Raw genomic sequence first — 18,459 nt, forward strand, 5'->3', positions numbered from 1 at the left:
TTATGTAGATAATGCAACCTCGGGACCTCTCCACGCACAGCGTCTACCGGGCTGGACGCGGCATCGAGGAAGTCGCCCGCGAAATCGGCCTCGATCCCGACGAACTGGTCAAACTGTCTTCAAACGAGAATCCACTCGGGCCGAGTCCGGCCGCGGCTGAAGCGATCCAACAGCACGCCACTCATAGCCACACGTATCCGAAAGCCGCCCACACGGATCTGACCGACGCGATCGCGCGCCAGTGGGACGTATCACCCTCACAGGTATGGCTGGCCAACGGCGGCGACGGCGCGCTCGATTACCTCGCACGCGCGTTTCTGGAACCGGGCGACGGAGTGCTCGTTCCTGATCCGGGGTTTGCCTACTACTCGATGAGCGCCCGGTACCACCACGGCACGGTCGGGACGTACCAGCTCAACAAAGCTGACGGCTTCGAACAGACCGCGACGACTGTCCTTGAGAGCTACAACGGCGAGCGCGTCGTTTACATCACCAGTCCACACAACCCGACCGGCCGCGAACTTCCACGCGAGGAGCTGCTCACACTCGCAGACCGCACCGACGATTCGACGCTCATCCTCGTCGATGAGGCGTACGCCGAATTCGCCAGCACAGACAGCGCGATCGATCTACTGGGTGAACGCGACGACATCGCTGTTCTCCGCACGTTCTCAAAGGCCTACGGATTGGCCGGCGTCCGGCTTGGCTATCTCCTCGCGCCACCGACGTGGGCCGACGCCTACGAACGCGTCACGACGCCGTTCGCCGCGAGTGAACTCGCGTGTCGGGCAGGGCTAGCAGCACTCGAAGACGACGCCCACCTCGACAACACGGTCGAACTGGTGCGGTGGGCACGCGAGTACATGCACGAGCAGTTACAGGCACACACCTGGCCCAGCGGGGGGAACTTCGTGCTCGCGGCAGTTGACGACGCCGAGACGGTGGCCCGAGACTGCCGCGAGCGCGGCGTCATCGTTCGGGACTGTACGAGCTTCGGGCTGTCCGACTGTATTCGGATCAGCTGTGGAACGCGCGAGGAAACGAAACGCGCAGTCGACGTTATCAACGATATCGTATGAAACTCGCTATCACTGGCACCCCCGGAACGGGGAAAACGACAGCTGCACAACTGCTTGAACCGGATGTCGTCCATCTCAACGAGGTGATCCGTGAACAGGGGCTCTACACCGAGACCGACGATACACGCGACAGCCGTGTCGTGGACTTCGATCGAACCGAGACGTGGCTTGCTGAGCGCGAGCCGACGATCGTCGAATCGCACCTCGCACACCACTTCGAGGCGGAACGCGTCGTCGTGCTCCGGTGTCACCCCGAGAAACTCCACCAACGGCTGCGCGAGCGCGGTGAATCCGAAGCGTCCGCAGAAGAGAACGCTGAGGCCGAAGCGCTCGACGTAATTCTCGTGGAGGCACTCGATCGCCACGCCGATGTCTACGAGATCGACACCACCGATCAGGACCCGTCGGCGGTCGCAACGGAGATCAATCGAGTGCTTGCCGACGAGCGCGAACCGAGCGCTGGGAACGTTGATTTCACTGAGTACCTATGACGCTCGATCGCTTCCGTCCGCTGGCGTCCCGCGTACTGAACCCGTTCGTGAACGCCTCGGTCCGTGTCGGACTGACACCGAACGCGGTGAGCGTCACGGCGTTCGCGCTGGCGTTCGGTGCTGGTGTCGCGTTTTCGTTCGCGGACACCACTCCGTGGCTGGCGATGGGCGGGGCCGTGCTCGTGTTCTGTAACGGGTGGCTCGATCTCCTCGACGGAGCGCTCGCCCGCCGGCTGAACGTCGCCTCCTCGACGGGCGATCTCCTTGACCACGTCCTCGATCGGTACGCCGACATCGTCGTTCTCGTCGGACTCGCCGCTGGAAGCGACCAGTATGAACTCGGACTGGCAGCAGTCACGGGCGTGTTGATGACATCGTATCTTGGAACACAAGCAGCGGCTGTCGGTCTCGATCGTGTGTATGGGGGTGTTCTTGGCCGCGCCGACCGACTCGCACTCATCGGCATCGGTGGTGTGCTTTATACACTCGTTCCTGGACGCTTCTACAACCTGACCGTCATCGGCTGGCTTCTTGTCCTGTTTGCCGTCGTCGGACACCTCACGGCGGTTCAACGGTTTTACCACGCGATAGCAGCACTCGACGGCTGACTCGAAACTGGAACGTGCTTCTGGCGTTCAGATGAAACGCTACGACAGACATTCGAACGTTGGTGTGACAATCATTGTGAGCCGTAGCCAGCGTACCATTTATGCCTCATGGTGGCAAAGATTCAGCTATGCCTCAATGTGAGATGTGTGGCAAAGAGGTACCGTCCCTGACAACGGTCCGGATCGAGGGGGCGGAGATCGACGTTTGTGACGATTGTGCGGACTTCGGGACTGAGGTTCGTACGGAGTCGACCTCCAGCACGTCCACGAAATATTCGACAGACAGTGGGTCAGCAGGCTCCTCATCCACGTCAGGCACACCGTCTACGGGATCGAGTAGCACCGACTCTCGAAGCCACGATATGTTCGATGAGATGGACGAAATCGCGCAAGATTACGACCAGCGTATTCGGAACGCCCGGGAGTCGGCCGGTCTCTCACAGGAGGAACTGGCGGACCAACTCAACGAGAAAGCGAGTTTGATCCGGAAGCTCGAACACGGCGACAGCCTTCCGAGCGATTCGGTTCAGACGAAACTCGAACGCAAGCTGAGCATTTCGCTTTCGGAATCGGCAGAGACGGACGACAGCGAATGGGAAGGGGGATCATCGACTGGAAACTACACGCTTGGCGACGTTGTCCGTCGCAAGGAATGAACGATCCCGTGGTGGCGATTACCACCACGAACGAGTAGTTATATCAGCCTTGGCGTGTCGTCTTCGGTATGTTCATCCTCGTAAACTTGAAGGCCTACGACTGTGACCCAGTTGCGATCGCCACGGCAGCCGCTGCTGTTGGTGACGACGCTGACGCGCGCGTTGCTGTCGCTCCCCAGACCGCCGACATCACGCGCGTTGCGGAGACGGGCGTCGAAACGTGGGGCCAACACGTCGATCCCGTCGATCACGGAAGTCATACGGGAAGCACCCTCGCGGACGCGATCGCTGCGGCGGGTGCGCAGGGCACCTTGCTTAACCACTCCGAACGCCGGCTACGGCTGGCGGATATTGATGCAGGGGTGCGTGCGGCCGACCGGGCTGGTCTCGACACCATCGTCTGCGCGAACAATCCGAAACAGGTGGGCGCTGTCGCAGCGCTGTCACCAGATATGGTGGCTGTCGAACCCCCCGAGCTCATCGGTACCGGCACGCCAGTCAGCCACGCCGATCCCGAAGTCGTCACCGATGCCGTCAGCGCGGCCGATGCCGTCGACAGTTCGATTCCCGTGCTCTGTGGCGCGGGCATCTCATCAGGAGAGGACGTGACGGCTGCTGGGGAGCTTGGTAGCGAGGGCGTACTACTCGCAAGCGGGGTCGCAAAAGCCGACGATCCCCGCGCTGCCCTCGCTGATCTCGTCTCTGAGCTGTGATCTCTCCACGATCGATCACGGGTCCAATAGCCGACACGCTCATTTGATAGTCGTCCGTAGAGACACCAATGCGTATCCGTGATTGGCAGGACATACTGACCGATATCGTCGATTCAACTGCGAAACCTGACGACTGGCGCGCCGTCGCCGGCACCCGCAGCGACGGCGTCGGGGAGGACATGTATCTCGGTCACCCTGATCGGGGTGTGTTCCAGCTCAAAACGTACGCGAAAAACCCCTTCGAAGTGAAAGGTATCGGGGGACAGGTCGCTCGTCGAATCGATGACGAGCTCGATCCCTTGTTCCCCACCGACAGCGCCGGCCGGTTCGGTGTCCGATCCCCAATCGAGGACGAAACCCAAGCCGAACAGACGGCGAGCGAACTCGAAGAAGTGATCAAAACCCATGCCGACGCCCCGACAACACCGGACGCGCTGTTTGAGGACGTGATGGGTGCACTCGACAGCCCCGCCTACGGACCGATGGAGTACGACCAGTACGACCGTCCCGAACCGCTCGAAGATCTCACCACCACCTTCGAAGAAGCCGAGCGACTCCTCGAACGGGATTTTGAGGACATCGTCACCGACGACGGCGTCGATCGAGGATTCCAGTGACCGATACTGTGTCGAGAAACACGCAGTACGTCGCTCCCGACAGAGTCCACGGGTGAGACACCGTGGTCGGTCCATCTCCGAGCGATCGGAACCGCTTTAAGTGGATCCGGCCGGCGATCGTCGCTCTCGTCGGTGTGTCATCCGGTCTTATCACCCTCGTTGGCAACGCGACTGTCACAGAAACCGCACTCGTCGTTTTCGCGGGACTGCTTCTTGGGGGTCTCCTCGCCAAGATCGTGGTTCCCAGCGGTCGACGCCGGGAACGGTAGTTAGGACCGATCTAACGACCGGAGCGTTTCGTGGAGACCGACCACCAACGCCGGAACGACTAGCATGAAGATGTGTTCTTCGATGGGAATGCCGAGCAGTTCAACCCCAGTACGGAGTGGAATCACGAACACACCCATCTGTAACGTGTACCAGTCCCAAACGTATGCGAACGGATATAAAACGAGTATCGTTCGAATCGCACTCCGGACGACACCAGCGTACACCACTAGCGCGAGTGCTATCGCCCCCCAGAACAGTTCAGTGATAAGATACGTATATGGGCCGAACATCCCGATGTCTGGAAGCGAATCGATCATGCACTTCGTTCGATTACGACGGCTATTAGCTCTCCCCGCCAACTTTGATTATCGTACAACACAAACAGAGCCGAGAGGCTACCATGGACATAGTAGACATCGCGACACGGGACGCTGTCGAGGTTGAGGCGTCACAACGCCTTGCCAAAGTTCGGGGCGTTTTCGAGCGCGATAACCCGAAGGGGATCATCGTTACCGACGAGGGAGAGTACGACGGGATCATCACGGAACGACAGCTGTTGCAGTCCCACGTCGAAGACGGTACGAAAGTCGGTGCAATGGCCGACTCCGCCCCGAAAATTGATCGATCGAGTAACGTTCGAGATGTCGCACGGATGCTTGTTGAGGGCGGCACCAAGGTCGCTCCTGTTTTCGAGAACGACGACCACTGGGGCATGATCTCTGCGGATGCGATCTTAGAGTCAGTGCTCGACAATCTTGAGGTCCTCTCGATCGAGCAGATTCACACCGACAGCGTCGTCACAATCACCGAGGACACCAACATCGGCCGGGCCATCAACCTTCTGCGCGAGAACGGTATCTCACGGCTTCCCGTACTCAACGAGAACGAGAAGCTGACGGGCATGGTTACGACACACGACATCATCGAGGTCGCGGTCCGAGACGTGGACAAACCCACCCACGGAGACCGTGCCGGCGACCGCAACCGCGTGCTTGACATCCCTGTTTACGACGTGATGCAAAATCCTGTTGAAACCGTCGGGATCGACAGCACCGTTCGAGACGCCGTGGACGTGATGCTCGAACACGACTACGGTGGCGTGGTGGTTACCCCAACCGATGAGGACGATGTCGTCGCCGGCGTGCTCACGAAAACTGACGTGCTCCGGGCGCTCACGTTCACCGAAGAGGAGTATCTCGACGTGCAGATCACCAACATCGATCTCCTCGATACGCTCCAACGCGAGGAGATCAGACGGAACATCGAGGAAGTCGTCGGGAAATACCAGCGAATGAACGTTCAACACGCCCACGTCCGTCTCCAAAAACACAAAGAAAAACTCCGAGGGACGCCGCTCATTCAGTGTCAGATCCGACTTCGAACCAACCACGGCCAGATCGCTGGCTCTGGTGAAGGATATGGTGCGGATTCGGCCTTCCGGGTCGCGCTCGATCGACTGGAACGGAACGTTCTTGAACTGAAAGGCACTCGGAGCGACGAACAGTACGAAGGCCAACTGTTGCGAAAGCTCAACAGGTTGTGAAACCACGCCTGTCGCGTCGGAGACGGGCGTAGGAGGATCGAGTCCCATTTTATACATTGCCTTGTGATCTGCTGGAAAACTAGAAATCGAAGCGTTCCGTCACCGTGATTTTAGCTTGAAATCACACACTGGTTGGAGATATCTATCTATACAAACACCAAATTGATACTCGTTGACAACCATCACGTCCAACAGTGTCATATATTCTTATATTTATGAGATAATTAATATATTTTCTTCATGTTAGTAAACAAAAAATATAAGTCATAGCGATATAATTATTTTTCTGGGTATGCGAGGTAACAACAGCGGTATATCGAGGCGGAGACTGCTCCAAACAATCGGTAGCGCCACAGCACTAACGGGGATCAGTGGAATCGGATCGGCAGACGCAGGCGACAAAGTCTACGTGAACATCGGATTCGATCACGAGGCGGGCCGGAGTATGGCGGTCACCGAGGCAGAGGAGACTGTCCGCGAATTCTCCTTCGGCGCGGTCACAGCCCGCGTACCAACGAAGGCGGTAGAACGGCTACAGCAGCATTCAGACGTTCGATACGTCGAGAAGAACGGACGAATGCACGCGCTCGCCCAAACGACACCGTGGGGTATTGATCGGGTTGACGCCGACGTTGCTCACGACGCGGGCTACACCGGTTCAGGAGCGGACATCGCCATTATCGATACGGGGATCGATGCCAGCCATCCGGACCTTCAGGCGAATCTCGGAGCGGGATACGCCGTCACGAGCTGTTCGTGGGGGTGTGACTACGACTGGGGCGACGACAACGGCCACGGCACTCACTGTGCGGGAACCGCCAACGCGGTGAACAACGCCGAGGGCGTCGTCGGCGTGAGCGCCAACGCGACGCTGCACGCCGTGAAGGTGCTCAATTCCTACGGAAGTGGTTCCTATTCCGACATCGCTGCAGGGATCGAATACGTCGCTGATCGGGGGTGGGATGTCGCAAGTCTCAGTCTCGGCGGATCGTATTCCGCAGCAGTAGCCGACGCCGTCGACTACGCCTACAGCCGGGGTGTCCTTGTAGTCGCGGCTGCCGGTAACAGCGGCCCGTGTACGGACTGTGTGGGCCACCCAGCGTCCCATTCCGACGCCATGGCCGTGAGCGCGACGAACAACGCGGATGGACTTGCGAGCTTCTCTTCGACCGGTCCGGAAGTCGAAATCGCCGCACCCGGTGCAGACATCTACTCGACGTACACCAGCGACGGCTACAACACACTCAGTGGAACCTCGATGGCGTGTCCGCATGTCGCGGGTGCTGGGGGACTGCTCATGAGTGAGGGGTATACAAACACGGAAGCACGACAGCGACTCACGTCGACAGCTGAGAACATCGGGCTGTCGAGCAACGAACAGGGAGCCGGGCTGTTAGACGCTGCGAGCGCGCTCGGACTCTGACGTACCCCACGCCGTTTTCGTTTTTATCGAGCAAGCGTAACGTCTTCGAAGTCAGCAAGATCGCCGGATTCTGCCCGTGAGACAGCCCCAACGCTGTCAACGAACCCGGCACCGATGCTGCTAGCCGTGTACTCGCTCCGGTCGGTGATCGCCGTCGCTTCGATCGTGTTGAGCACGTCGATGGGGGCAGGAGTCCCGTGACCGTTCTGCTGATAGGCGTCGATGAGGAGCGCAGCGATGCCCGAGACACACGGACAGGACATCGACGTTCCCGAAAGCTCCGTGTAGTAGTGCTCGGAGCTTGCACCGGTGAGATTCAGGGTGTCCGTTGGGCTTACTGTGCTAACGATGGCGTTTCCTGGCGCGCCGACGCCGATCCGTTCGAGCGCGAGCACATCGGTGTCCTCGGACTCGACGGTCGAGAGCGCACGCTGGCGGTCGAACACACCGTTTGGATCTCCCCGGGAGGAAAACTCCGTGACCTGCCGCTGGTCGTTAGTTGCACCGACGCCGAGCACGTAGGGGGCTTTTGCGTACGGGTTGAGTGTGGCCGAATCCGGCCCGGCGTTGCCCGCCGAAAAGACGGGTAAGATTCCGGCGTCGTACGCCTGTTTGGTCGCTACATTCATCGGCGCGGTCGGATCGAACGGTTCACCCCCCGTCGATCCGAACGAGTTCGAAACGATCTGCACGTCGGAATGGGTGGCGAGGAGGTGGTCATACGCCGCGCTGGCTTTCAGGATGCTGAGAGAGACGCCCGCTGAGTAGGCTGTCAACGACGCGCCGGGTGCGTGGCCGCGCTGCCGTCCAGCACTTGCCGATCCATCCCCCCCGATGGTCCCAGTGACGTGTGTTCCGTGCCCGAGCGTATCGGTATCGAGTGATCCAGTGTGAGCCCACAGCGTCGGTGCTCCGAACGGGTTGCCGACCCACTGATAGTTGTTCTCAACATTCGATAGATCGGGATGGTCCCCGTCGACGCCGCTGTCGATCACCGCGACGTGTGTGCTACTCCCGTCGTACCCGTCAACGCCCTCTCCAGCCTGCACGTCGTTCGTTCCCGTTATCTCGCGTGCGTCAGCGTTGTGATATTCGAGCTCACGGTTAGCTCGAACGGTGACAACCCCATCGAGTGCTGCGAGTTCCTGTAAGAGTCCGCCACCAGCGGCGATGTACGCCAACGGAAGCACGTCGTAGGCGTAATACTCGACCCGTCCACCGAGCACCTCGTCGATGATCGCGTTCGATTCAAAGACGACGAGCGCCTCTTGGAGGGCGCTCGTCGTCGTATCGAGCGTCGCATCGACTATGCCGCTCGCTCCCTCCCCGGAACGCACACCGAAGACGGTTCCGGCACCGACCACGCCGAGCGTCTTCAAAAACCCCCGTCGGCCAATAGTATCTGCCATACCATCACGTATCGAGACCAACCATAGAGCGTATCCCCCGTTATGACCGGTTGTTTAATCGAGAAATCGAGTTGCGGGCTCTGGTTCTATCGATGTATCACGGATCGGAATTCGGCGCACGCCTCCGAGATCAATGCTCAGAAGGAATGAGTCGTTCGGGATCGGGTATTTGAATCACCGCAAACAGTAATTAGCGCTCGGGAAGACAGGGCCATTCGGTTCGTTCGATCGAGTAACTGCCACACTGCGGACAGACGTGCCGCTGTAGCTCGAATCGCATCTCACAGCTGCCACACTCATATGGAGACCTCTCGGTTGGTGCCGTGTTCGTAAACTCCTCCTTAAGTGCGGTCATAATGTTCATTCTGTTTCACCAACCTTGGTACACTGGTACGTAGAATGGGGACATAAGTCTTCAGGTGGATAAAACAGTCACTGAAAGTGATTTTAACAGGGGTTAACTAACATGTGAACTGCGACCGAGGGTGAGTCAAGAAAACCACGACATCTCGCACTCATCACATCGTTACACGATTCGCGAAACCTCGGGACACTCTGGCTTAATTCCTGTCGCAGCGGAGACGGAGCGATTCACTCGGGCTGGGCATCGAGATACTGAAGGACGCCCCGTGTATTCATGGCTGTTTCGGCGCGTGCTTTTAGTTCTCCCCAGACATCGACCATCGACGTGTTTTCAGCGAAGTACTCAACGACAGCCCCGTCGCTTTCGAGTTCTGTGCGTTTCGCTTCGACGGTCGCAACCCAGTCAGTGAGCACATCGGCGTACTCCGCGAATCGATCCGCGGTCGGCGTTGGTCCGAAGTGGGCGTACAGAAGCGTTTTGGGATCGATGTCTTTGAGCAGTTCGATGTCTGCGAGGCACTGTTCGAGATTGAACTCCGATGGCGGTGACGTTTCGCGGACGGCATCGATGGTCGGAACGTAGATTCCGGCTGCGTCTGCGGTGAACACCGCGTCGTTGGCCGGGTCTTCGAAGACGAGTTGGTGGGAGGCGTGGCCTGGCGCGTGGTGGGCGTGGAGCTGATGGTCTCCGAGATCGACGACATCACCGTCCGTGAGCGGCTGCATCCGGTCTTCTGGGACTGGGAGCGGTTCCTCATAGAACTGCCACTGATCACCAACAGCGGCTTTCGTTCCCTTGATGAGGCGTGTTGGATCAGCGAGGTGGCGGGCACCACGTTCGTGAACCACGACCGTCGCGTTCGGACAGTCTCGGGCGAGATAGCCCGCTCCACCCGCGTGATCGAGGTGAACGTGAGTGGGGGCGATGATGTCGAGCTCTTCAGGGGCGATACCGACCGAGTCCATCGCATCGAGGATGAGATCGTGGCGCTGTCCGATCCCTGTATCGATGAGAGCAGAGCGCTCCCCAGTAAGGATGTAGACAGCACCGTACTCAGCAGTGTCGTACATCCCAGTATCCAGATAGAAGAGGTCGGTACACTCCCCCGTTTCGACCGGATAACAGTCTCCGATTGCCATAATCCGAATGCCACGACCGGTAGGCAAAAGTGTTCTGTCGCAGTGACCGGTGTGTCCCATTCGAACACGGATGCGATACGCCTTAGTTCTGTCCGAGGGAAACGGGGGGCATGTTATCGAGGCAGTTCGTCCGTGAGCACCCTGCTGTCGTTCGGGACACACTCGAACGGCGAGGAATGGCCGACGAAATCGATCTCGATCGTGTTCTGACGATCGACTCGGAATGGCGTGAGTACAAAGCGCGGGGCGATGAACTCCGTCACGAGCGCAACGAAGTCAGCGAGCGGATCGGCACGCTCAAACGCGACGGCAAAGAGGAGGCCGCCCAGCAGGCGATCGAGCGCTCCCAGAAGCTCAAAACGGAACTCGAAGCGGTTCAGACGCGTGCGGAGGAACTGGAACAGCAACTGGAGTCAGCACTGCTCGGACTGCCCCAGATCCTCCACGACAGCGTTCCGTCCGGAACAGACGAATCCGACAACGTCCAGCTTCGACGGGAGGGGTTCGGTGAGCTTCGTTCGCTGCCCGAAACGGTCGTTCCCCACTACGAGCTCGGAGAGCAATTGGCGATCATCGACGAAGCCCGAGGAGCGAAAACAACCGGTAGCGGCTACTATTTCCTCACTGGTGACGGTGCACGGCTCGAACACGCGCTCGTTCAGTTCATGCTGGACCTCCACCGTGAACAGGGATACATGGACGTGTTCCCACCGATTCCGATCAACAGCGATTCGATGACTGGCACGGGGCAACTGCCGAAGTTCGCAGACGACGCGTACAAGATCGAAAACGAGGATCTCTGGCTCTGTCCTACTGCGGAGGTGCCGCTCACAAACATGTACGCCGATGAGATCCTTCTCCGTGATGATCTCCCGCTCAAACATCAGGCGTACACGCCGAACTTCCGGCGTGAGGCCGGTGAACACGGGACTGAAACGCGGGGGATCGTCCGCGTTCACCAGTTCAACAAGGTGGAGTTGGTGAACTTCGTCGAACCCGACGACAGCTACGATCGATTCGACGAGTTGCTCGAAGAGGCCGAAGAGACACTAGAACGACTCGGACTGCCCTACCGGATCCTGGACATCTGCGCTGGTGATATCGGTGACAAACAGTCCAAACAGGTCGATATCGAAGTATGGGCACCCGCCGACGATATGGATGATGGTCCATCTGAAGGTGGGCGGTGGCTCGAAGTGTCGAGCGTGTCGAACTTCGAGGAGTATCAGGCACGCCGAGCGGGACTGCGCTATCGGCCCGAACGCCACGAGAGCGCGGAGTACCTCCACACCCTCAACGCTTCAGGGGTCGCACTGCCGCGTGTGATGGTCGCCATCCTCGAATACTACCAGAATGAGGATGGAACTGTCGAGATACCCGAGGCGCTCCAACCATACATGGGTGGGCAGGAGGTCATTGACGGCCACGACCACGTGGGTGAGAGCGCGCTTGGAAGCGCCGACGAGTAGCAAAACTGTCTTTTTGGGATTGAGAGAGGAGGATATTTGCCTCCGGCGAACGGACGACAGACCGAATGCGAATGAATCGCTCTGTTTGGTCGTCCCGTCTAACAGCGATCGGGATCGCTGTGACGATTGCTGTGCTGGCGATCGGTAGCACAGCATACGTGCTCTCGCCAATCGTCCGTTTCGTGTTGGGATTGCTCCCGTTTACCCTCCCTGCATGGGGCGGTCTCACGCTCAGCGTGCTGTTGCAACAGGGGGTCGTATTCGGCTCTATCGCGGCCGGCTATCTATGGCTCCGTGATCTCGATCTCGGTTGGATCGGTGTTTCACGCCCGGATCTCAACGGCGTACTGTGGATCGTGTTTGGCTGGATCGGAGCGTTCGGCTCCGTCTTCGTCTTGTTGATCATCGTGCTCTTGTTAGGCTTAAATCCGGGACAGAACCAGATTCAGGGGCTGGTCGTCGAGAATCCGGATCTGATCCCGCTGTTGATCGTGCTTACGATCGTTCTCATCGGCCCCGGCGAGGAACTCCTCTTTCGCGGGATCATCCAAGGATCGCTCCGGGAACGGTTCGGTCCCGTACTGGCAATCATCCTTGCGTCCATCATCTTTGCGAGCGCACACGTTGGGTCTCTGACGGGATCACTCGGTGACCGTGCCGTCACGATTGCTGTCTTGCTCGTTCCGAGTTTAATCTTCGGCACCGCCTACGAGCGGACGAACAACCTCGTCGTTCCGGCACTCATACACGGACTGTACAACGCGACCCTGTTTACGCTCACCTACGTGGGGTTGAAATACGGGTCGACAACTCCCGCAGTCTTATTCTAATCGTCGACCGCGTGGATGTGCGTCCGAAACGTTCAAACGCCGGATCGACAACATACATCCATGGAACTCCGGGTCATCGACAAGGAGCCGACAGAACTCTCCATCGAAATCGCCGGCGAAGATCACACGTTCATGAACGTTCTCAAAGGGGCGCTCCTCGAAATTGATGCTGTCGCCGCTGCAACGTACGATCTGAACCCTGAACAGTCGGGTGGGCAGACCGATCCGATCCTCACCATCAAAACCGAAGACGAAACCGATCCGCTCGATATGTTGTCTCTGGCTGCCGAAAACATCAAAACCAAAGCGTCGGACTTCCGCACGGCGTTCGAAACCGCCGCGTAGCGATCGGGTTGGACCGCGTTCGTCGGTGTTCGATCCTTTTTGATCATCAACTATAATATAGATCGGTTGATGAATAGGAGGCATGGGTGAACGCGGAACCGTCGAGCGGGTGGCCGATCCGGTGACTGTGTCGTCGATCGTGGACGCTGTTCGTGAGATTGGTCTCAGTGAAAGCGATACTGTTCTCGTTCACTCTTCTCTGAGCGCGCTAGGTTGGGTGTCCGGCGGTGCCCAAGCGGTCGTGGAGGCACTCCGGACAGCAGTGACGCCATCTGGCACAGTGGTGATGCCAGCGTTTACCGCCCAGTACAGCAATCCGGCGACGTGGTCGAATCCCCCGGTTCCGGACGACTGGGAGTCGACCATTCGTGAGACACGGCCAGCGTTCCGGCCGGTTGTCACGCCGAGTCGGGGCGTCGGTGCGGTGCCAGAATGTTTCCGTGGGTATCCGGACACCGTTCGGAGCCACCATCCGGAGTTTTCGTTCGCGGCGTGGGGAGTGGCGGCCGAGGAGATCACTGCCGGTCACAGCTTCGACAACGGACTCGGTGAGCACTCGCCGCTCGCGCGCCTCTATGACCGAGACGCCGACGTGCTGTTTCTCGGCACTGATCACAGCACGAATACGTCGCTTCACCTCGCGGAGTACCGAGCTGACATCTCTACTGAGCGAACGTCGAACGTCGCCCCGGTCATCAAGGACGGCGAACGACACCGTATCGAATATGAGAATATCGAGACGAACACTGCGGATTTCTCCGAACTCGGAACCGCTTTCGAGCGACAGATCGACTGTGCGACCGGTGCCGTCGGTGCTGCCGAATCGAAGCTCTTGAACCAGCGCGAGATGGTCGACTTCGCGGTCGACTGGTTCGAAACGAACCGGTAAACACGAAAGAGAACGGGCAATTTTTGCACCAGCACGGCGAGAAGGGGGGTATGGAGCTGACAACCGAGCAAGAAGCGATCCGCGACCTGGTCCACGAGTTCGCCGTCGAGGAGATTCGACCCCTCGCACGCGAGGCGGACGAAACCGAAGCGTTTCCTGAATCGGTATGGGATGGGCTTGCTGAACTGGATCTGATGGGGATGACGGTACCCGAAGAGTACGGTGGTATCGACGCCGATCCCGTCACCTACAGCCTCGTCAACGAACAGCTCGCGTACGGCACGTTAGCGGTGGCGACCGCCTTCTCGGTGCACTGTTTGGCGACCTCCTGTATCGCGTCGTTTGGCACTGACGAACAGAAAACGCGCTGGCTGCCCGACATGGCCGAAGGCCGGCCTGTGGGGGCGTTCGCGCTGTCGGAGACGGGCGCGGGGTCGAACCCGGCCCAAATGCAGACGACCGCTGAACGGGATGGAGATAGCTACGTCATCAACGGCGACAAGCAGTGGATCACCAACGGAAAGCGCGCCGACGTGATCGTGCTGTTCGCCAAAACGGGTCCTGAGGAGATCACCCAGTTCGTCGTCCCGAAAGACGCCGAGGGACTTTCGGTCGGTCCCAAAGAGGACAAACTCGGATTGCGAGCGAGCGACACGACGCCGCTCACGTTCGATAACGTTCGGATCCCTGCCGAGAACCGACTCACACCGGAGGGCAAGGGGCTGAGCGCGGCGCTGTCGATTCTCACCGGTGGTCGGATCGCCATCGCTTCCCAGGCGGTGGGACTCGCGCAGTCGGCGCTCGATGCGACGCTTGACTACGTTGCCGACCGCGAGCAGTTCGGTGGCCCGATCAGCGAGATTCAGGCGGTGCGCCACACGCTCGCGGAGATGCACGCGAAAACCGAAGCCGGGCGGCTGTTGGCTCGGGAGGCAGCCCGCAAACGCCACGCGGACGCACCCGACGCCTCGATGGCGGCGAGCACGGCGAAATACGTCGCCAGCGAGAACGCGATGGACGTGACCAACGACGCCGTCCAACTCCACGGCGGGTACGGCTACACGACTGAGTTCCCTGTCGAACGGCTGTACCGTGACGCGAAGATCACCACCATCTACGAAGGCACTACCCAGATCCAAAAGACGGTCATCGCCCGTGGGCTACTCGGTGAGTGATTCCCGCGACTTTAGGCGCGGGAGGAGGTCAATGCTCTGCCATCCGTATCGCTTCGCGTCCGAACTGAACGACGTTCGGAGATAGGTTTTGTTCCTGAAGATCCGCCACGGTATACCACTCCCACGCGTTTGCGCCGACTTCATCAGGTCCGGGAGTGATGTCGCGGCTCGGAACCGTCGTGTAGTAGATGTTGTCGATGTGTTGGTGTCCAACGTCCCCGTCGTGAACGTTTATGTCGTAGAGCATCTGATGACGCGGACGCGGGAGTACTTGCCCATCTGGCGTATCAACCAGCTGTGCGTCGTTGAGTAGCGTCGGATCGAGTCCCGTCTCTTCGCGCACCTCCCTGAGACCTGCTTCGTGAGGGAGTTCATCTCGATCGACATGACCGCCGGGTGGGATTCGTTTGCCGACTTCCTGATGGTTGTGCAGCGCGGTCGCGCCGTCGTTAACGATGTAGACAGTCGCTGTGAAATGACGGGTCGTCTCCATACTCTGGTTAGCTGCGTATCAGCATTTGTATCTTATCACTTTGATGTTATGGAGATATGGCTGCCAAAAATAAGTTATTCTTTTGGATCAATAAATCGCTAAAAAGTCCATAGGTGCCACAGTTCGGTCCGCTCCGAGCCGCACGCACCGTCGAACGAGTTGTTGGTATGACACGATATTGCTCATTGCATCAGTACCTTTATGTGTGATGGGGTAAGGAACGATAAACGAGAACGCCAGCACACCGCGGCCGCGCGTTCATGGAAACGCGCCGGGTGTTAGGACCACCCGACGCTGGGGTTCTCGCTAGAGGAAAACCCATGATTGGGAACGAAGCAGAGACATGTAACGGTGTCGAATCGTATCAGAAAACTAAACAGCGACAGCGGTGTCGGAACTGTGGTCGGCCGATTCGATCGCGGTACGCACATCAGGTCGGGTGCCCGCTGCTGGAGGGTCGTCGATGACCCACCTTTTTTCCGTTCGGATGGCCGGAGGCCACCCTTACGCAAAAAATCTGGACCAAAAAAAGCCGCTCACTTCGTTCGCGGGAACTGCGCTCGTGGGGGGAAGACGATGACGCTGCCAGTGTTTCAGTTCTGGGATCGGCTGGGCGAGTCGGTAAACATCTCGACCCTCGACGATCGAGGCCGGATTTCGAAGGCTGAACTGTACTACGTGATGGACGTGGGAAACGGCGTCTGGTGTCGCCAGAAGCCGAAGGCTTCTGGCTGCTAACCAGAATCTTCGATTCTGGTGATGTAAACCGTGTCGGAGCACGGGCTGTGCGCATGCCACCCAGATCGAGGAGATCTTAGCGACGGCCGGACTTGGCCGATCACAGGTGAACTACGACGACCTACCCGGCATTGCGAACATCACGCGGTATGAGGCGACGGGCGAGCTGGTCGCCACCGGCTGGTTCGACAATGGCGGCCGGGTGCGCTACCATGAGCAGCGCGATGGGACCGTCGTCCAGTCGGTGTACACCCCTGAAAACGATCGAGAGCCAACCGAGGTGACCGAACAACCCGACGCGACGGGTGCCCCAGCCAGATTAGTAGAGATGCTGGCGGAGTACTGCCACTATCGCCAGCGCGGGGATCTCGATGGACTGCGGGCCTGTTACCCTGACGTGGCTCGTGTCGTGGACAAAGCTCCAGTCGTCCACGCAGACGACTAAAAACAACAGAGTCAGTGGAGGCGGAGGCGGTCGCGGTGCGGGGAAGACGCAGCACCGCGAGCGGCAGCGAGCGGCCTTTTTTGGTCCAGATTTTTTGCGTGAGGGTGAGCGAAGCTCACCCGAACGGAAAAAAGGTGGGTGACCGGGAAACCTACTACCTGTGAGCACCGAGCGATAGTATGACTGAGTACAACGCGGTTGTCTACGATCTCGATGGGACGCTCGTCGACCTCGCGGTCGACTGGGACGCCGTCGCGCAGGAAGGGGCCGAACTCCTCGAAGCCGAGGGCGTCACCGTCGATGGAACGGATCTGTGGGGGATGTTAGATCTCGCGGACGACATCGGCGTTCGTCCGTCCATCGAACGCACTATCAGCAAACACGAGCGGCGCGGCGCAGAGCGTTCGACGCGACTCCCAACCGCCACGGAACTGCCCCGATCGGTTCCCGTTGCAGTCTGTTCGCTCAACTGTGAGGCGGCGTGTCGGCTGGCGCTCAAACACCACGACATCGCCACCCACGTTGAGACCGTGATCGGTCGGGACACGGTTACAACGCGGAAACCGGATCCGGAACCGCTGCTCGCTGCCGTTCGGCAACTGGACAGAACGCCGGAAAAAACGCTGTTCGTCGGTGATTCACAACGAGACAAACTGACCGCAGACCGGGCCGGAACGGCGTACAGATACGTATAGAGAGCTACGTCTGCCCCTGCGTTCGGCGGGCGTACAGAAAGACAGAGATCGCGGTGACAATCCACACGACCGACCCGATCCGGAGGGCAAACATGGCGCGATCGGTCCATGTGTGGAGCGCCCCGGCGTTCAGCGACAGCACTGCAACCACAGGCGCGCCAATGAGAATCGTCACGACGAACGTGACCTGCATCACCCAGCCGTAGTCCACCCCCTCCGGTGTCGTCGTCTTGATGTGCTCAGGCATGGCTCTTCTTTCGATTCAGTAGGGTAGGTGTACATGCGACGTGATGGTGAATAAACCTACCCGTTCCGTCGTGCCGCGACGTTAAGCACACAGCGACCCAACTGCTTGTATGGCCACCGACGAGGGGCGAGACTTCGATCCGGAAGCCCCCGAGGAGCGCGAAATCGGCCGCGAGATGGTGGACAAGAGCGTCGGTCTCGGATCCGTCGCCGCGCACTTTTACCGGGGGGAAATGAGTCGCGTCACAATGTGGCGCCAGCGACTCGACGAAACGACCAATTGGGCGGTCACGATCATCGCGGCGATCCTCGTCTACGCGTTCTCGACAGAAGGACGCGACGAGATCATCCTCGCCGGAATTGTGGTTATCACCGTTTTCGTGGGGATCGAAGCGCGTCGATACCAGGATTACGACGTGTTTCGCGCTCGCGCGCGGATGCTCCAGCAGAACCTCTTTGCGAACGCACTCGATCCGTCCCAAGGGGTCGAACACCGCGCGTGGCGGCGTGAACTGAGCAACGATTACCGCAATCCGACGACGAAAGTTCCGTTCACCGAGGCGCTTGCCCACCGACTTCGTCGGGTGTATCTCCCACTCATCACGCTGTTGATCGCGTCGTGGCTGTTCAAAGTCACGGCGCTCTCTACCGGTTCATGGGAATCGACAGCCGCCATCGGAACCGTTTCAGGGATTGGTGTCGGTGTCGTCGTCGGACTCTACTACATTGCCGTTGTCTTGATCACAGTGTGGCCGCGAGAGCGACAGGCCAAAGGCGAATTCGGTGATCGGGAGTACGGTGAGTGGAAGGAAAGCGAGTAAC

At 59.1% G+C, this 18,459-nt stretch carries 24 protein-coding genes; 18 read left to right on the top strand and 6 right to left on the bottom strand.

The annotated features are described in order from the left end of the window. Window positions 1-11: 11 nt before the first annotated feature. The 7 genes from hisC (at window position 12) to EIK79_RS01720 (ending at window position 4,433) form a co-directional block, all read left to right on the top strand. The gene (hisC, locus tag EIK79_RS01690; protein ID WP_124953401.1) at window positions 12-1,079 is read left to right on the top strand and encodes a histidinol-phosphate transaminase; all 1,068 of its coding nucleotides are present in this window, start codon (window positions 12-14) and stop codon (window positions 1,077-1,079) included. Further along, window positions 1,076-1,570, top strand: coding sequence for an adenylate kinase family protein (locus EIK79_RS01695; RefSeq protein WP_124953402.1), 495 nt, complete (start codon window positions 1,076-1,078; stop codon window positions 1,568-1,570). The genes hisC and EIK79_RS01695 overlap by 4 nt, the downstream gene beginning before the upstream one ends. Beyond that, entirely contained in the window at window positions 1,567-2,178 is a 612-nt protein-coding gene (locus tag EIK79_RS01700; protein ID WP_124953403.1) for a CDP-alcohol phosphatidyltransferase family protein, read from the top strand. Before EIK79_RS01695 ends, EIK79_RS01700 begins: the two co-directional genes overlap by 4 nt. A gap of 101 nt (window positions 2,179-2,279) precedes the next feature. After that, complete coding sequence (locus EIK79_RS01705; protein WP_449405134.1) at window positions 2,280-2,834, top strand: multiprotein bridging factor aMBF1; 555 nt, start codon at window positions 2,280-2,282, stop codon at window positions 2,832-2,834. 68 nt (window positions 2,835-2,902) lie between these two features. Next, window positions 2,903-3,547: a triose-phosphate isomerase gene (tpiA, locus tag EIK79_RS01710; protein ID WP_124953405.1), complete on the top strand. Its 645-nt coding sequence runs from the start codon at window positions 2,903-2,905 to the stop codon at window positions 3,545-3,547. 68 nt (window positions 3,548-3,615) lie between these two features. Continuing rightward, window positions 3,616-4,164, top strand: a complete 549-nt coding sequence (locus tag EIK79_RS01715) for a hypothetical protein (RefSeq protein WP_124953406.1) — start codon at window positions 3,616-3,618, stop codon at window positions 4,162-4,164. Between the two features lie 62 nt (window positions 4,165-4,226). Continuing rightward, window positions 4,227-4,433 carry a hypothetical protein gene (locus EIK79_RS01720; RefSeq protein WP_124953407.1) on the top strand — a complete coding sequence of 69 codons (207 nt, stop codon included), beginning with the start codon at window positions 4,227-4,229 and terminating at the stop codon, window positions 4,431-4,433. Here the strand turns inward: EIK79_RS01720 and EIK79_RS01725 are convergent, their stop codons facing one another. Next, entirely contained in the window at window positions 4,434-4,751 is a 318-nt protein-coding gene (locus EIK79_RS01725; RefSeq protein WP_124953408.1) for a lycopene cyclase domain-containing protein, read from the bottom strand. 83 nt (window positions 4,752-4,834) lie between these two features. Here EIK79_RS01725 and EIK79_RS01730 point away from each other — a divergent pair, with 83 nt between their 5' ends. Next, complete coding sequence (locus EIK79_RS01730; RefSeq protein ID WP_124953409.1) at window positions 4,835-5,977, top strand: CBS domain-containing protein; 1,143 nt, start codon at window positions 4,835-4,837, stop codon at window positions 5,975-5,977. Between the two features lie 292 nt (window positions 5,978-6,269). Beyond that, window positions 6,270-7,400 carry a S8 family peptidase gene (locus EIK79_RS01735; protein ID WP_124953410.1) on the top strand — a complete coding sequence of 377 codons (1,131 nt, stop codon included), beginning with the start codon at window positions 6,270-6,272 and terminating at the stop codon, window positions 7,398-7,400. A 23-nt stretch (window positions 7,401-7,423) separates the two neighbouring features. Here EIK79_RS01735 and EIK79_RS01740 read toward each other — a convergent pair whose 3' ends face one another. The 3 genes from EIK79_RS01740 to EIK79_RS01745 form a co-directional block, all read right to left on the bottom strand. Continuing rightward, window positions 7,424-8,809 carry a S8 family serine peptidase gene (locus tag EIK79_RS01740; RefSeq protein WP_124953411.1) on the bottom strand — a complete coding sequence of 462 codons (1,386 nt, stop codon included), beginning with the start codon at window positions 8,807-8,809 and terminating at the stop codon, window positions 7,424-7,426. A 190-nt stretch (window positions 8,810-8,999) separates the two neighbouring features. Next, the gene (locus EIK79_RS17740; RefSeq protein ID WP_148094119.1) at window positions 9,000-9,164 is read right to left on the bottom strand and encodes an FmdB family zinc ribbon protein; all 165 of its coding nucleotides are present in this window, start codon (window positions 9,162-9,164) and stop codon (window positions 9,000-9,002) included. Between the two features lie 236 nt (window positions 9,165-9,400). After that, a complete protein-coding gene (locus EIK79_RS01745) occupies window positions 9,401-10,312 on the bottom strand; it encodes an MBL fold metallo-hydrolase (protein ID WP_124953412.1) in 912 nt (303 codons plus the stop codon). A 110-nt stretch (window positions 10,313-10,422) separates the two neighbouring features. Here EIK79_RS01745 and serS point away from each other — a divergent pair, with 110 nt between their 5' ends. From serS to EIK79_RS01770, 5 genes are all read left to right on the top strand, one after another. Further along, on the top strand, window positions 10,423-11,781 hold the full coding sequence (gene serS, locus EIK79_RS01750) for a serine--tRNA ligase (protein ID WP_124953413.1): 1,359 nt from the start codon (window positions 10,423-10,425) through the stop codon (window positions 11,779-11,781). Between the two features lie 71 nt (window positions 11,782-11,852). Beyond that, the gene (locus tag EIK79_RS01755) at window positions 11,853-12,611 is read left to right on the top strand and encodes a CPBP family intramembrane glutamic endopeptidase (RefSeq protein ID WP_185715473.1); all 759 of its coding nucleotides are present in this window, start codon (window positions 11,853-11,855) and stop codon (window positions 12,609-12,611) included. 60 nt (window positions 12,612-12,671) lie between these two features. After that, complete coding sequence (locus tag EIK79_RS01760) at window positions 12,672-12,956, top strand: DNA-directed RNA polymerase subunit L (protein WP_124953415.1); 285 nt, start codon at window positions 12,672-12,674, stop codon at window positions 12,954-12,956. Between the two features lie 82 nt (window positions 12,957-13,038). Then, on the top strand, window positions 13,039-13,845 hold the full coding sequence (locus EIK79_RS01765) for an aminoglycoside N(3)-acetyltransferase (protein ID WP_124953416.1): 807 nt from the start codon (window positions 13,039-13,041) through the stop codon (window positions 13,843-13,845). Between the two features lie 50 nt (window positions 13,846-13,895). Then, on the top strand, window positions 13,896-15,020 hold the full coding sequence (locus EIK79_RS01770; protein WP_124953417.1) for an acyl-CoA dehydrogenase family protein: 1,125 nt from the start codon (window positions 13,896-13,898) through the stop codon (window positions 15,018-15,020). Window positions 15,021-15,048: 28 nt separating this feature from the next. Here EIK79_RS01770 and EIK79_RS01775 read toward each other — a convergent pair whose 3' ends face one another. Further along, a complete protein-coding gene (locus tag EIK79_RS01775; RefSeq protein WP_124953418.1) occupies window positions 15,049-15,513 on the bottom strand; it encodes an NUDIX hydrolase in 465 nt (154 codons plus the stop codon). A 576-nt stretch (window positions 15,514-16,089) separates the two neighbouring features. On the opposite strand from EIK79_RS01775, the gene EIK79_RS17855 reads away from it, so the two are divergent. From EIK79_RS17855 to EIK79_RS01785, 3 genes are all read left to right on the top strand, one after another. Then, window positions 16,090-16,251, top strand: coding sequence for a hypothetical protein (locus tag EIK79_RS17855; RefSeq protein WP_185715474.1), 162 nt, complete (start codon window positions 16,090-16,092; stop codon window positions 16,249-16,251). Window positions 16,252-16,357: 106 nt separating this feature from the next. Next, window positions 16,358-16,696 (top strand): hypothetical protein, encoded by a 339-nt coding sequence (locus tag EIK79_RS01780; protein ID WP_124953419.1) that lies wholly within the window; start codon window positions 16,358-16,360, stop codon window positions 16,694-16,696. 179 nt (window positions 16,697-16,875) lie between these two features. Continuing rightward, window positions 16,876-17,391 (top strand): HAD family hydrolase, encoded by a 516-nt coding sequence (locus tag EIK79_RS01785; RefSeq protein ID WP_124953420.1) that lies wholly within the window; start codon window positions 16,876-16,878, stop codon window positions 17,389-17,391. A 4-nt stretch (window positions 17,392-17,395) separates the two neighbouring features. Here the strand turns inward: EIK79_RS01785 and EIK79_RS01790 are convergent, their stop codons facing one another. Further along, a complete protein-coding gene (locus EIK79_RS01790) occupies window positions 17,396-17,638 on the bottom strand; it encodes a DUF5822 domain-containing protein (RefSeq protein ID WP_124953421.1) in 243 nt (80 codons plus the stop codon). Window positions 17,639-17,747: 109 nt separating this feature from the next. Between EIK79_RS01790 and EIK79_RS01795 the strand changes: the two genes are divergently transcribed. Next, window positions 17,748-18,458, top strand: a complete 711-nt coding sequence (locus tag EIK79_RS01795) for a DUF2270 domain-containing protein (RefSeq protein ID WP_124953422.1) — start codon at window positions 17,748-17,750, stop codon at window positions 18,456-18,458. The last annotated feature ends 1 nt before the right edge of the window (window position 18,459 follow it).

This window comes from Halocatena pleomorpha, from assembly GCF_003862495.1.
GTDB lineage: Archaea > Halobacteriota > Halobacteria > Halobacteriales > Haloarculaceae > Halocatena > Halocatena pleomorpha.

Excerpts from the sequence above, each read along its gene's own strand:
- hisC (WP_124953401.1), top strand. The coding sequence starts at position 12 with ATGCAACCTCGGGACCTCTCCACGCACAGCGTCTACCGGGCTGGACGC.
- EIK79_RS01695 (WP_124953402.1), top strand. The coding sequence starts at position 1,076 with ATGAAACTCGCTATCACTGGCACCCCCGGAACGGGGAAAACGACAGCT.
- EIK79_RS01700 (WP_124953403.1), top strand. The coding sequence starts at position 1,567 with ATGACGCTCGATCGCTTCCGTCCGCTGGCGTCCCGCGTACTGAACCCG.
- EIK79_RS01705 (WP_449405134.1), top strand. The coding sequence starts at position 2,280 with ATGCCTCATGGTGGCAAAGATTCAGCTATGCCTCAATGTGAGATGTGT.
- tpiA (WP_124953405.1), top strand. The coding sequence starts at position 2,903 with ATGTTCATCCTCGTAAACTTGAAGGCCTACGACTGTGACCCAGTTGCG.
- EIK79_RS01715 (WP_124953406.1), top strand. The coding sequence starts at position 3,616 with ATGCGTATCCGTGATTGGCAGGACATACTGACCGATATCGTCGATTCA.
- EIK79_RS01725 (WP_124953408.1), bottom strand. The coding sequence starts at position 4,751 with ATGATCGATTCGCTTCCAGACATCGGGATGTTCGGCCCATATACGTAT.
- EIK79_RS01730 (WP_124953409.1), top strand. The coding sequence starts at position 4,835 with ATGGACATAGTAGACATCGCGACACGGGACGCTGTCGAGGTTGAGGCG.
- EIK79_RS01735 (WP_124953410.1), top strand. The coding sequence starts at position 6,270 with ATGCGAGGTAACAACAGCGGTATATCGAGGCGGAGACTGCTCCAAACA.
- EIK79_RS01740 (WP_124953411.1), bottom strand. The coding sequence starts at position 8,809 with ATGGCAGATACTATTGGCCGACGGGGGTTTTTGAAGACGCTCGGCGTG.
- EIK79_RS17740 (WP_148094119.1), bottom strand. The coding sequence starts at position 9,164 with ATGACCGCACTTAAGGAGGAGTTTACGAACACGGCACCAACCGAGAGG.
- EIK79_RS01745 (WP_124953412.1), bottom strand. The coding sequence starts at position 10,312 with ATGGCAATCGGAGACTGTTATCCGGTCGAAACGGGGGAGTGTACCGAC.
- serS (WP_124953413.1), top strand. The coding sequence starts at position 10,423 with ATGTTATCGAGGCAGTTCGTCCGTGAGCACCCTGCTGTCGTTCGGGAC.
- EIK79_RS01755 (WP_185715473.1), top strand. The coding sequence starts at position 11,853 with ATGAATCGCTCTGTTTGGTCGTCCCGTCTAACAGCGATCGGGATCGCT.
- EIK79_RS01760 (WP_124953415.1), top strand. The coding sequence starts at position 12,672 with ATGGAACTCCGGGTCATCGACAAGGAGCCGACAGAACTCTCCATCGAA.
- EIK79_RS01765 (WP_124953416.1), top strand. The coding sequence starts at position 13,039 with ATGGGTGAACGCGGAACCGTCGAGCGGGTGGCCGATCCGGTGACTGTG.
- EIK79_RS01770 (WP_124953417.1), top strand. The coding sequence starts at position 13,896 with ATGGAGCTGACAACCGAGCAAGAAGCGATCCGCGACCTGGTCCACGAG.
- EIK79_RS01775 (WP_124953418.1), bottom strand. The coding sequence starts at position 15,513 with ATGGAGACGACCCGTCATTTCACAGCGACTGTCTACATCGTTAACGAC.
- EIK79_RS17855 (WP_185715474.1), top strand. The coding sequence starts at position 16,090 with ATGACGCTGCCAGTGTTTCAGTTCTGGGATCGGCTGGGCGAGTCGGTA.
- EIK79_RS01785 (WP_124953420.1), top strand. The coding sequence starts at position 16,876 with ATGACTGAGTACAACGCGGTTGTCTACGATCTCGATGGGACGCTCGTC.
- EIK79_RS01790 (WP_124953421.1), bottom strand. The coding sequence starts at position 17,638 with ATGCCTGAGCACATCAAGACGACGACACCGGAGGGGGTGGACTACGGC.
- EIK79_RS01795 (WP_124953422.1), top strand. The coding sequence starts at position 17,748 with ATGGCCACCGACGAGGGGCGAGACTTCGATCCGGAAGCCCCCGAGGAG.